This is a genomic window from Sphingobium sp., assembly GCF_032153725.1.
GTDB lineage: Bacteria > Pseudomonadota > Alphaproteobacteria > Sphingomonadales > Sphingomonadaceae > Sphingobium.
In genome coordinates, this window is sequence record NZ_JALDYQ010000110.1 from 1 (window position 1) to 11,558 (window position 11,558).

12 protein-coding genes are annotated in these 11,558 nt (G+C 65.9%); 7 read left to right on the plus strand and 5 right to left on the minus strand.

Annotation, left to right across the window (positions count from 1 at the left end):
- Positions 1-161: 161 nt before the first annotated feature.
- The 5 genes from RUH75_RS22145 to RUH75_RS22165 all read right to left on the minus strand — a co-directional run bounded on the left by RUH75_RS22145 (position 162) and on the right by RUH75_RS22165 (position 4,027).
- The gene (locus tag RUH75_RS22145) at positions 162-1,151 is read right to left on the minus strand and encodes a nucleotidyltransferase family protein (protein ID WP_313809361.1); all 990 of its coding nucleotides are present in this window, start codon (positions 1,149-1,151) and stop codon (positions 162-164) included.
- Positions 1,148-2,011: an HprK-related kinase A gene (locus RUH75_RS22150; protein ID WP_313809362.1), complete on the minus strand. Its 864-nt coding sequence runs from the start codon at positions 2,009-2,011 to the stop codon at positions 1,148-1,150. The genes RUH75_RS22145 and RUH75_RS22150 overlap by 4 nt, the downstream gene beginning before the upstream one ends.
- Positions 2,008-2,295 carry an HPr-rel-A system PqqD family peptide chaperone gene (locus RUH75_RS22155; RefSeq protein WP_313809363.1) on the minus strand — a complete coding sequence of 96 codons (288 nt, stop codon included), beginning with the start codon at positions 2,293-2,295 and terminating at the stop codon, positions 2,008-2,010. Before RUH75_RS22155 ends, RUH75_RS22150 begins: the two co-directional genes overlap by 4 nt.
- Before the next feature lie 34 nt (positions 2,296-2,329).
- Positions 2,330-3,511, minus strand: coding sequence for a glycosyltransferase (locus tag RUH75_RS22160; RefSeq protein ID WP_313809364.1), 1,182 nt, complete (start codon positions 3,509-3,511; stop codon positions 2,330-2,332).
- 96 nt (positions 3,512-3,607) lie between these two features.
- Positions 3,608-4,027 carry a hypothetical protein gene (locus RUH75_RS22165; protein ID WP_313809365.1) on the minus strand — a complete coding sequence of 140 codons (420 nt, stop codon included), beginning with the start codon at positions 4,025-4,027 and terminating at the stop codon, positions 3,608-3,610.
- Between the two features lie 99 nt (positions 4,028-4,126).
- Here RUH75_RS22165 and RUH75_RS22170 point away from each other — a divergent pair, with 99 nt between their 5' ends.
- From RUH75_RS22170 to phoB, 7 genes are all read left to right on the plus strand, one after another.
- On the plus strand, positions 4,127-5,380 hold the full coding sequence (locus tag RUH75_RS22170) for an ATP-binding protein (protein WP_313809366.1): 1,254 nt from the start codon (positions 4,127-4,129) through the stop codon (positions 5,378-5,380).
- Positions 5,381-5,533: 153 nt separating this feature from the next.
- On the plus strand, positions 5,534-6,589 hold the full coding sequence (locus RUH75_RS22175) for a substrate-binding domain-containing protein (protein WP_313809367.1): 1,056 nt from the start codon (positions 5,534-5,536) through the stop codon (positions 6,587-6,589).
- Between the two features lie 10 nt (positions 6,590-6,599).
- Positions 6,600-7,994, plus strand: a complete 1,395-nt coding sequence (gene pstC, locus RUH75_RS22180; RefSeq protein ID WP_313809368.1) for a phosphate ABC transporter permease subunit PstC — start codon at positions 6,600-6,602, stop codon at positions 7,992-7,994.
- Positions 7,991-9,235, plus strand: a complete 1,245-nt coding sequence (gene pstA / locus RUH75_RS22185) for a phosphate ABC transporter permease PstA (RefSeq protein ID WP_313809369.1) — start codon at positions 7,991-7,993, stop codon at positions 9,233-9,235. The genes pstC and pstA overlap by 4 nt, the downstream gene beginning before the upstream one ends.
- Before the next feature lie 5 nt (positions 9,236-9,240).
- A complete protein-coding gene (pstB, locus tag RUH75_RS22190) occupies positions 9,241-10,041 on the plus strand; it encodes a phosphate ABC transporter ATP-binding protein PstB (protein ID WP_409592417.1) in 801 nt (266 codons plus the stop codon).
- Positions 10,042-10,060: 19 nt separating this feature from the next.
- The gene (gene phoU / locus RUH75_RS22195; RefSeq protein WP_313809370.1) at positions 10,061-10,753 is read left to right on the plus strand and encodes a phosphate signaling complex protein PhoU; all 693 of its coding nucleotides are present in this window, start codon (positions 10,061-10,063) and stop codon (positions 10,751-10,753) included.
- Between the two features lie 2 nt (positions 10,754-10,755).
- On the plus strand, positions 10,756-11,457 hold the full coding sequence (phoB, locus tag RUH75_RS22200) for a phosphate regulon transcriptional regulator PhoB (protein WP_313809371.1): 702 nt from the start codon (positions 10,756-10,758) through the stop codon (positions 11,455-11,457).
- The last annotated feature ends 101 nt before the right edge of the window (positions 11,458-11,558 follow it).

The following is an 11,558-nucleotide window of genomic DNA, read 5'->3' on the forward strand; positions in this document are numbered from 1 at the left end:
AGCTTCGTCATCCCGGACTTGATCCGGGATCCCGCTTTTCTTCTTGAGCGCACATCCGGAAAGGCAGCGGGACCCCGGAGCAAGTCCGGGGTGACGAGGGTGGGGATGTCGGAAAATGTCCACTTCTGACCAAGAACAGCAGCTAAAGGCCCGTTCCCAGCTTATGTCGGCCGATGCCCCTTGCGCCACTTCGCCCACAAATGCCGGGCGAGCATTGCGGGGGGCATCCGCAACCAGTGGGAGCGCAGATAAAAGGCAAAGCGCAGCCATTTGCGTCGTTCCCGCCCCCATTCGTCCCGCGCCAGCAACCGGGCCAGCATCGCCCGATCCCACAGCGTCAGCCGCGCTCCATCGCCATAGAGCGCCGCCGCAAGCCGCAAGGCCTGCCGCATGTGGGGCAACAGGCCGTGCCGGGCCGCTCGTGCCTCGACCGCCTGCCGATCAAGCCCCTCCAGCAGGCAATGGATATCCCACAAATTGCGCAGGCCGCCCGCAAGATCGCCATCGGCCAGCAGATGCGCGACCGCGTGGCAAACCCGGTCCTCGGGCGAAAGCACATATAACTCATTGGTAATCGGTACTGCTTCGGCCAGCATCGCCCCGGCGTCCGGCGTCTGCCGCGCGGTCAGCGGCAATATGGTATGATGCACGTCGATCATCCGATCCCGCGCGGCATGGATCATCGGCGGCAGTTCGTGCATCCATTGCCGGTAATAGGCGTCGTCATAGGGGTCGTCTTTCACCCACTCCCATCCCGCGCGCAGCAAGGCTTCCTCCACCGGTCCCATCGCCTCGCGCGGGACCAATATGTCGAGATCCCCGATGAAGCGCCCGCGCCCAGCGCTCAGCCCGGCCGCGGCATAGGCCGTGCCCTTGAGCAGCACGACCGGCACGTTGAGCCCCGCCAGCGCCTCCGCAGCCCGATCCGCTTCCCACAGCGCCTGCCGCGCTTCGCGCTCCGCATCCAGCCGCGCGTCGCGCAGGATCGGGCGCACCGGGTCCGGCACGGGCCGGTCGCCCAACCGCAGCGCCAGCGTGCCGATCAGCCGTTCCGCCCGCGCCATGGCAATGAGGCCGTTCCACCCCCGCGCATCCAGCGCCGCCACGCCGCCGGGATCGCGCATGACCCGCACGAGCCGCCGCGCGCTCATGCCAGCTCCTCCCACAGCCGATCGACCAAGGCGACGGCTTCCTCCCCCGACGGAAAATCGATGGCGCGGGCCGGGACGCCGGCAACGAAGCGGGTCAGCGCCGCGAAACCCGGCTCGCCCAAGGCAACATAGTTGGTCGAAGCCTGGGTCAGCCGCATGAAGACCTCACCCTGTCCCACGGCGCGGACATCAGCGCCATGGCCGAAACGCGGGAACAGCAGCAGCGCGGGCATGGCGCCCTCCCCCATGCGCCCGATCGCATCGCGCCGGGGAATGAGATGGCGAATATCCCCCTTTGCCGTCCCGGCGAGCAGCGGCCCCATGCGCGCCGGCGGCACTTCCTCCGCCAGTACGCCGACCGCGCGGTTCTTGAGCGAAACCAGTCTTGGGAAAGGAAGGACCGCGCCCGTTTCCAGATCGAGCAGCGCGAATTCATCGCCCATCAGCCGCCAGCCCCGCTCGCCCAGTTGCGCGGCCAGGGTGGACTTGCCCGAGCCGGACTCGCCGGTCATCACCAGCGCCCGCCCGTCCTTCTCGACGCTGGAGGCATGCAGCAGCAGATGCCGCCGCCAGCCCAGCGCCATTTGCAGGTTCATCCCCATTTCCGCCGCGAGCAGGCCATGGCCAAGGCTCATCGGCGCGGCATCGGCTAGCCCATGATCGCCGGTGATGAAGATGGAGGGCCGGAACCAGCGCCGAAACAGGCCCGCCGGCTCCAGCCGCACGGTGAAATCCGCGACTTCATCCAGAGGCGTAGGATAATCGGCATAGAGCCGCGCCAGCGCCTCGACCGGCTGGCGCCAGGCCGATCCGATGCGAAAGGTAGCCGGACCGATCTTCAGGGACAGCGCATGCTTCACGCGATGGCAACCAGTCCCAGTGCGGTCAGCTCGTCCAGATGCGCGGCGATCCCGGCCGCCGCCTCTTCGGGCGCGCCCAGATCATATTGCTCCGCCAACGCCGCATGGACTTCGCCCGCCGTCAGGGCGGCGCCGTCCCGCAGCGTCGCCAGTATCTCCGGCACCGGGCTGATCACCATATGCGTCTGCCCCGAAGGCCGGTGATAGAGCAGCACCATATCCTCCAGCGTGCAGGCAATCAGCGCATCTTCCCAATGCTGGCAGTAGCGGCGATGGGTCGTCATCGCGCCACCCTAGCGCCCAGAAGTAGACAAGTGCCTAACGCAACAGGCTATTTTGCGCAGCGCCGGACCAGCGCAGGCCGTCGTCGCGGACCAGCCGGGCAAAGGCCCGCAGATGCGCGTCCAGCGCTGGCCCGACGCGATAGCTTTGCACGGCATCGCCCAAACACTGCGGCGTCGCGGGGTGAGCCAGCGCCCATTCGATGGCCCTGGCGAAGGCCGCCGCGTCGCCTACCGCAACCGGCGGATGCTGCGCTGCCGCAGCCAGCACGGGGCGGATATTCGGCGTCGAATCCGTCGCCACCACGCCGGTTCCACAGCCCAGCGCCTCGATCAGCGTGCCGACCAGTCCTTCCCAGCGCGACGGTTGCAGGAGCAGGTCCGCTTCCGCCATCAAGGCGGCCAGCCTCGACTGATCGCTGATGAAGCCCGGAAATTCGACGCGCTCCGCGATACCCAGCCGCTCGCACAGCCGTTCCAGACTGTCTCGCAACGGCCCCTGCCCCACGATCTTCATCCGCCAGTCGAGATGCGGCAGACGCGCCAGCGCCGCCAGGGCCATCGCCTGATCCTTCTGCTTGGAAAGGCGGCCGACCATCAGGAAACGGCGCGGGGCATCCGTCGGCACCGTCCGACCCTGCCGCGCCTGTTCCAGCAACGGGGTCACAGTCGGGCGCGGCAGCAGGGTCACTTGCCGTCCGGACAAAGGCCCCGCCGCGCCCAGCGTCTGCCGGTCCGCTTCGCCCATCACGATCGTCATCGCGCTGGCACGGGCAATGGCGCGGAAGCGGCAACGCCTGATCCACGCCGACATCCCCCGTTGGCCCGGGCGAACGATCGGGTTGGAAATGCGGCAAACCGCCTGCGTCGCCGTGCCGAGCGCGGCCAAAGCGCACAGCATGTTGCTCTGATTGCCCGCCGAATAGAGGATATCGGGCCGGTGGCGCCGGACCATGGCCGCCAACGCCGGGAATTGCGCGATCATCGACAATCGCCGCCTGAATCGCGGAGCGGGCACCCGGCGCACCGTCAGGCGCGGATCGATCAGCACCGCGGCGGGGCCGTCCGTCCGCGTCATCCACAATTCGACGTCGATGCCGCGCCTCAGCAGATGATTGGCCAGCAGGATCGCGACCCGATCCAGGCCGCCATCGCCGGGTTCATAGAGATAGATTGCGACCGAACAATTTTGCGTCACCCAATGGGGTGTATGGAACATGGGGTCGCCCTTGCTGCGTGGGACGGGATCGTCGAAGTTTCGACGCCGTCAACGCGGGCGATCCGTAAAAGTTCGGCTGGGGAAGCGCGCTTTCGGTCAGCGGGGCATTTGCAGCGACGCGTAGCAGGTGAAGCCGCTCGTCCCCGACTGGAGGCGGCGGATATAGTTCAGATAGGCCTGATTCTGGTCATAGCTCGTCCCGGGCAGGCGGCCGCCGCGCATCGCCTGACGGACCTGCTCGCCGGTAAAGCCCTGCCCCGCTCCGGGGAAAGCGCCCTGCGTGCCCGCCGGAACGGTCTGCCCGTTGGGCGCGATATAAGTGGCGGACCGGCCCTGATCCGGCACGGGGATGGTACAGTTGAGGACCGATGCCGCCGTATTCGCCAGCGCCGGACGGATCGACACAATGGCCGACGCCGCCATCGCGCCGCCCATCAGCAACTGACGGCGCGAAGGCACCGCAAAGCCATCGTCCTGCGACTCGGCGCTGTTCCGGGGAGGCAATGGCTCGCTCATGTCATCCTGATCCGCTATCGCGCTTGCCAAAATGTAAAAATTGCAGGCTAGTGCCGCAGCCTTATGCAGCAAATGCGCCGAAAATCCAGCATGGTAACCATGAATCGCCTCACCGCCTCCCAGATCACTGCTTCGCTTGCCGTCCTTTTGCTGGCCACCGGGGGGGCGTTGATGATCGGCGCGGGACCGATCGACATCATCCTGCCGGTGCTGGCGGGGCTGGCGGTGCTGATCATCGCGGCGGGCGGACAAAGCCGGGCGTCAGGGCTGCCCGCAACGGTCGCGGAAACCGCCGACATCGTCGCCCATCCCGATTTCAGGGGGCTGCTGGAGGGCATTTCCGATCCGCTGATGCTGATCGAGCGGGGCCGGATCGTCGCCGCCAACCGCGCCGCGCAGCGCCTGCTGGGCGCGCATATAGAAGGCGAGGACGCCCGCATCGCCATCCGTCACCCCGCCGCCGCCGAGCGGCTGGCCAGTCAGGCGCCGATGGCCGAGCCGGTGATGATCGAGCTGGTGGGCCTGGGCACGCGGGACCAGCGCTGGCAGATGCGGATCGCGCCCGTGGGCGAGGACGGCCACGTCCGTCGGCTGGTCCATCTGGCCGACCATAGCGGCGCCCATGCGGCCGAGAAGATGCGCGTCGATTTCGTCGCCAATGCCAGCCATGAACTGCGCACGCCGCTGGCCGGGATATTGGGCTTCATCGAGACATTGGCCGATCCCGATCTGGGCCGCGATACCGAAACGCGGCAGCGCTTCCTGAAGATCATGGACGGCGAGGCGCGGCGGATGCAGCGGCTGATCGACGACCTCATCTCCCTCTCCCGCATCGAGGCGGAGAAATATCGCGTGCCCGACAGCGCCGTGGACCTGTCCGGACTGGTGGCCGAAGTGGTCGGCGTGTTCCGCACCAGCCATGGGACACGCGGGCGCGAGGTGGAGATGGAAATCGCCCCCGACCTGCCCGCCGTGCAGGGCGACCGCGCGCAATTGTCGCAGCTGCTCCACAATCTGGTCGGCAATTCGGTCAAATATGGACGCGCGGGCACGCCGATCCGCGTGACGCTGAACGAAGGGCCGAGCGGCATGACGCGCCTGTGCGTCACCGATGAGGGCGAAGGCATCGGCCCGGATCATCTGCCCCGGCTTACCGAGCGTTTCTATCGCGTCGATTCCGGCCGTAGCCGGGCGGTGGGTGGAACGGGCCTTGGCCTTGCCATCGTCAAGCATATCGTGGAGCGGCATCGCGGCCGACTCGATATTGCCAGCGTGTTGGGCAAGGGCACGACCATCACCATCCTGCTCCCCCGCATGGCGGTGGAGGAAAAGACCGTTGTGGGAAAGGCTTGAGCAAAAAAAGACGACGACAGGCGGCGCTTCCGGCGCCATTGTCATAAAAGTGCAATCCGATTGTCACAAAGGCGCGACGTACCGCGGCTACGGCGCGTCCCAGAGGGGGGCGGCGACTGCGAATCGCGGCCTTTTTGACGAAGGAGATTACCCGTGAAGCATTTCGCCCTGATGGCTGCCACAGCCGCGGCCGCCCTTACCCTCGCCGGATGCGGCCAGCAGTCCGGCGGCGCGGCCGGCGGCACGCGTGACCAGATTCGCGCGGTCGGTTCGTCCACCGTCTATCCCTTCGCCACGGCGATTGCGGAAATGTTCGTTCAGGGCAATCCGGGCATGAAGTCGCCAATCATCGAATCGACCGGCACCGGCGGCGGCATGAAGCTGTTCTGCGCGGGCGTCGGTGCCCAGCATCCCGATATCGAGGACGCATCGCGCCGCATCAAGAAGTCGGAGTTCGAGGATTGCCAGAAGAATGGCGTCAAGGAGATCATCGAAATCCAGGTCGGCGTCGACGGCCTCGCCTTTGCCGAAGCGAAGAACGGGCCGGGCCTGAAGCTGACCCCCAAGATCGTCTATGAGGCGCTGGCCGCCAATCCCTATGGCAAGGGTGCGAACAAGGCCCAGACCTGGAAGGATGTCGACCCCAGCCTGCCCGCCACGCCGATCAGCGTCTTCGGGCCGCCGTCCACCAGCGGCACCCGCGACTCGCTGGCCGAGCTGATCCTGACCAAGGGCTGCGAAACCGATCCGGCGATGGGCGAACTCAAGAAGAAGAATGAGGACGAGTTCAAGGCCACCTGCACCCGCATCCGCGAGGACGGCAAATATGTGGACTCGGGCGAGAACGACAATCTGATCGTCCAGAAGCTGGGCGCCAATCCCAATGCGCTGGGCGTGTTCGGCTACAGCTTCCTGGAGGAAAACAAGGACACGCTGAAGGATGTCACGATCAACGGCATCGAGGCGACCTATGAAACCGTGTCGACCGGCCAATATCCGGGCGCCCGTCCGCTCTATATCTACGTCAAGAAGGCGCATATGACCGCGATCCCCGGCCTTCAGGCCTATCTGAACAGCTTCGCGGCGAACTGGGACCCCAATGGCGCGCTGACGAAGCGCGGCATGGTCGCGGCGCCGGAAGATGTGCGCAAGGCCAGCGCCGAAGCGGTCAAGTCGCTGCCCGTCCTCGACGGTTCGCAGCTGAAGTAAGAAAGAGAAAATGACCGGTCCTGCAATCCTGCTGTTGCTGGCTGGCCTGGGCGCCATAGCCTGGGTCAGCGCCCGCGCCCGTGCGATGCGGCTGCAAAGTGCCGCGCGGGCTTCGGGCCGCCGCGACGCCGTGCATAGCCTGCCGGGCTATCATGGCTGGTATGTGGCGCTCTGGACGCTGGTGCCCGCCGGCATCTTCCTGGCGGTCTGGGCGAATGTGGCGCCCGGCCTCGTCACGGAAGCGGTGCTGAGCAGCCCGGCGGCGCAGAGCCTGCCCGCCGACGATTTCTCGCGCTCCGCCATATTGGGCGAAGCGCGGGCGATCGCCACGGGGATGCAGGCGGGGGCGTTCAACCCGCTCTCGCAGGGGTTGGTCGAACCTTATCGGGACGCCATCGGCAAATATGGTCTGACGGGCGCGGCGCTCGCGATCGTGCTGGCCTTTGCCGGTGGCGCCTATGCCTTCACCCGCGTCCGCCCCGATTTCCGGGCGCGCACGCGGGTCGAACGGCTGGTGATGGCGGCCCTGCTGATCGCATCTTTGCTGGCGATCATCACGACTTTGGGCATCGTCGCCTCGCTGCTGTGGGAAAGCTTCCGCTTCTTCTCCATGGTCAGCCCCGTCGATTTCCTGTTCGGCGCCAAATGGAGCCCGCAGTCCGCCGCCCTGGGCTATGGCAATGACGACGCTTTCGGCGCAGTGCCGCTCTTCTGGGGCACGATCTTCATCGGCGCGATCATCGCCATGATCGTCGCCATCCCGCTCGGCCTGATGAGCGCCATCTACCTCACCCAATATGCCAGCCCGACCGTCCGTAAATGGATGAAACCGACGCTGGAGATGCTCGCGGGCGTGCCCACGGTGGTCTATGGCTATTTCGCGGCACTGACCATTGCCCCTGCCCTGCGCGACTTTGCGGTCAGGGTCGGCATCCATGGCGCGTCGTCGGAAAGCGCGCTGGCCGCGGGGCTGGTGATGGGCGTGATGATCATTCCCTTCGTCTCCTCCATGGCCGACGACAGCATCGCCGCCGTGCCCCAGTCGATGCGCGACGGCAGCCTGGCCATGGGCGCGACCACCAGCGAGACGATCCGCCGCGTGCTGATCCCCGCCGCCCTGCCCGGCGTGGTCGGTGGCGTGCTGCTGGCGGTGAGCCGCGCCATTGGTGAGACGATGATCGTGGTGATGGCGGCGGGTCTGGCGGCCAATCTCACCCTCAATCCCTTCGCCAGCGTGACGACCGTGACGACGCAGATCGTCCAGCTGCTGACCGGCGATCAGGAATTCGACAGCGCCAAGACACTGGCCGCCTTTGCCCTGGGTCTGGTGCTGTTCATCGTCACGCTGCTGCTCAACATCGTGGCCCTGCGGGTCGTGAAGAAATATCGCGAGGCTTACGAATGAGCGTCCAACGCCTCCCCACCGACTGGAAGTCGGATGCGATGCGCAGGCGGATTGCCCGGCGCTACGCCGCCGAGCGCCGCTTCAAGCTGGCGGGCCTGCTGGCCGTGGGCCTCTCGGCCGCCTTCCTCGCCTTCCTGCTGTTCAGCATGCTGGGCAACGGCCTGCGCGGCTTTACCCGCACCGAGATCGCGGTGAAGGTGGACTTCCCCGCATCCCCGCTGCTGCTTGATCCCAATGCCATCACCGATCAGGCGCTCGCCAATGCGAACCTGCCGATGGTGACGGGCGAGGTGGTGAAGAAGGCGCTCGGCGCGGATGCCGAGGAGTGGGTTTCGCCCACCGCCTGGACCGTGCTGCGCGACCGGATCAAGGCCGATCCGAAGATTTTGGGTCGCGCCGAGACGATCAGGCTGCCCGCATCGACCGCCGTTGACCTTGCCGCCAAGAGCAAGGGTTCGCCGGAAGCCGAAGCGGCTGTGGATCGGCTGAACAAGGGCGGCCTGCTCTCCACAGGCTTCAACTTCAGCTTCCTGACGGCGAGCGACGGCACCGATCCAACGCAGGTCGGCATCTGGGGGGCGTTCAAGGGCACGTTGCTGACCATGCTGGTCACGCTGGCGTTGAGTTTCCCGGTCGGCGTCGCCACGGCGCTCTATCTGGAAGAATATGCGCGCAAGAACTGGATGACCGACATTATCGAAGTGTCGATCAACAATCTGGCGGCTGTTCCCTCGATCATCTTCGGTCTGCTGGGCCTGTCGATCTTCCTCAATTTCCTGCATCTGCCGCGCTCGGCCGCTCTGGTCGGCGGCATGACGCTGGCGCTCATGACCATGCCGGTCATCGTCATCGCGGGGCGCAACGCCATCAAGTCGGTGCCGCCCAGCATCCGCGACGCGGCGCTTGGCATCGGCGCTTCGCCGGTCCAGGTGGTGTTTCATCACGTCCTGCCGCTGGCCCTGCCCGGCATATTGACCGGCACCATCATCGGCATGGCCCGCGCCCTGGGTGAGACGGCGCCGCTGCTGATGATCGGCATGCGCGCCTTCATCGCCACGCCGCCGGGCGGGATCGCCGATCCGGCGACCGTGCTGCCGGTGCAGATATTCCTCTGGTCGGACGAAGTCTCCAAGGGTTTCGTCGAAAAAACCTCCGCCGCGATCATCGTTCTGCTGGTCTTCCTGCTCGCGATGAACGGCCTCGCCATCTACCTGCGCAACAAGTTCGAAAGGCGGTGGTAACCGCGATGACTGCGATGATCCAAAATCAGGAAAGCATGACCCCGGTGCCCGAAACCAAGATGACCGCGCGCGACGTCAAGGTCTTCTATGGCGAGAAACAGGCGATCAAGGGCGTGTCGATCGATGTCGACATGGACAATGTGACGGCCTTCATCGGCCCGTCGGGCTGCGGCAAGTCGACCTTCCTGCGGACGCTGAACCGCATGAACGACACGGTGGCGAGCGCGCGGGTCGAAGGCACGATCACACTGGACGGCGAGGATATCTATGCCCCCAGCATGGACGTGGTGCAGCTGCGCGCGCGCGTCGGCATGGTGTTCCAGAAGCCCAATCCCTTCCCCAAGTCGATCTACGAGAACATCGCCTATGGGCCGCGTATCCATGGCCTCGCCCATGGCAAGGCGGACCTGGACGTGATCGTCGAGAAGTCGCTGCGTCGCGCCGGGCTGTGGGACGAGGTGAAGGATCGGCTGCATGACAGCGGCACCGCGCTTTCGGGCGGTCAGCAGCAGCGCCTGTGCATCGGCCGCGCCATTGCGGTCGAGCCGGAGGTCATCCTGATGGACGAGCCCTGCTCCGCGCTGGACCCGATCGCCACCGCCAAGATCGAGGAGCTGATCCACGAACTGCGCGGCCGCTACGCCATCGTGATCGTCACCCACAATATGCAGCAGGCCGCCCGCGTATCGCAGCGGACCGCCTTCTTCCATCTGGGCGAGCTGGTCGAATATGGCGTGACGTCGGACATCTTCACCAATCCGAAGGCGGAACGGACCAAGGATTACATCACCGGTCGCTACGGCTGATCAGGGGAAAGACAAGACTATGGCTGAACATACGATCAAGGCGTTCGATCAGGAAATGGACAAGCTGCGCGGTCTGATCGCCGAAATGGGCGGTCGCGCGGAATCCGCGATCGAAAATGCGATGCTGGCGCTGCAACGCCATGACAAGGTGCTGGCGGCGCAGGTCGTCGCGGACGACAAGCGCATCGACGCGATCGAGGCGGAAGTCGAGAAGCTGGCGATCGAGATCATCGCCCTGCGCGCGCCGATGGCGAACGACCTGCGCGACGTGATCGCGGCGCTCAAGATCGTCGGCGTGGTCGAGCGGATCGGGGATTATGCCAAGAATATCGCCAAGCGCGTTCCCCTGATCGCCGCCAACCAGCGCACGCAGGAACCGATCGCGCTGCTTCCCTCCATGGGTCAGGTCGCGGGCGAAATGGTGCAGGACGCGCTGAACGCCTTTGCCGCGCGCGACGCCGACCTGGCCGTCGCGGTGATCGAGCGCGATACGGTGGTCGACGATTTCTACAACAGCGTCTTCCGCACGCTGGTGACCTATATGGTCGAAAATCCCAAGACCATCAGCGAATGCGCGCATCTGCTGTTCATCGCCAAGAATATCGAGCGCGTCGGCGACCACGCCACCAATGTTGCCGAGATGGTCTATTACGCCGCCACCGGCCAGACCCTGCCCGACCGCGAACGCGGCGGCCAGAGCCAGGAGGACTGAGCATGGCGCGAGCCAAAATGCTGCTGGTCGAGGACGACGCGGCGCTGGCCGAACTGCTCATCTGGCATTTCAAGCGGGAGGATTTCGACGTTTCCCACACCGTCGATGGCGAGGAAGCGCTGCTGCTGGCCCAGGAAAACGCGCCCGATATCGTGCTGCTGGACTGGATGGTGGAAAGCCTGTCCGGGATCGAGGTCTGCCGTCGCCTGCGCCGGATGAACGGTACGGCCAATGTGCCGATCATCATGCTGACCGCGCGCGGCGAGGAAGAGGATCGGGTGCGGGGCCTGGAGACTGGCGCGGACGATTATGTGACCAAGCCCTTCTCGCCCCGCGAACTGGTGGCGCGCGTCGGCGCGGTGCTGCGGCGGGTGCGCCCGGCGCTGGCCGGGGAGACGCTGACCTTCTCCGACGTTGAGATGGACACTGTGGGGCACAAGGTGCGCCGCGGCGGCCAGATGATCCCCCTCGGTCCTACCGAGTTCCGCCTGCTCAAGCATTTCCTGGAGCATCCGGGCTGGGTCTTCTCGCGCGAGCGGTTGCTCGACAGCGTGTGGGGACAGGACAGCGATATCGAGTTGCGCACCGTCGACGTGCATATCCGCCGCCTGCGCAAGGCGATCAACGCGGATGGCCAATATCACGATATCATCCGCACCGTGCGTTCGGCAGGCTATGCGCTGGATACGGACGGGGCGGCGTAAGGTTATTCCCCGAAAGACAGCGGTGGGTGGAAGGCGGACGGTCCGCTTCCTTGAAGCGCACCGTGTTCCTGCGCAGGCAGGAACCCAGTCCCGCCCTCACC

Coding starts and splice junctions, on each gene's coding strand:
- RUH75_RS22145 (WP_313809361.1), bottom strand. CDS start 1,151: ATGAGCGCGCGGCGGCTCGTGCGGGTCATGCGCGATCCCGGCGGCGTG.
- RUH75_RS22155 (WP_313809363.1), bottom strand. CDS start 2,295: ATGACGACCCATCGCCGCTACTGCCAGCATTGGGAAGATGCGCTGATT.
- RUH75_RS22160 (WP_313809364.1), bottom strand. CDS start 3,511: ATGTTCCATACACCCCATTGGGTGACGCAAAATTGTTCGGTCGCAATC.
- RUH75_RS22165 (WP_313809365.1), bottom strand. CDS start 4,027: ATGAGCGAGCCATTGCCTCCCCGGAACAGCGCCGAGTCGCAGGACGAT.
- RUH75_RS22170 (WP_313809366.1), top strand. CDS start 4,127: ATGAATCGCCTCACCGCCTCCCAGATCACTGCTTCGCTTGCCGTCCTT.
- pstC (WP_313809368.1), top strand. CDS start 6,600: ATGACCGGTCCTGCAATCCTGCTGTTGCTGGCTGGCCTGGGCGCCATA.
- pstA (WP_313809369.1), top strand. CDS start 7,991: ATGAGCGTCCAACGCCTCCCCACCGACTGGAAGTCGGATGCGATGCGC.
- pstB (WP_409592417.1), top strand. CDS start 9,241: ATGACTGCGATGATCCAAAATCAGGAAAGCATGACCCCGGTGCCCGAA.
- phoU (WP_313809370.1), top strand. CDS start 10,061: ATGGCTGAACATACGATCAAGGCGTTCGATCAGGAAATGGACAAGCTG.
- phoB (WP_313809371.1), top strand. CDS start 10,756: ATGGCGCGAGCCAAAATGCTGCTGGTCGAGGACGACGCGGCGCTGGCC.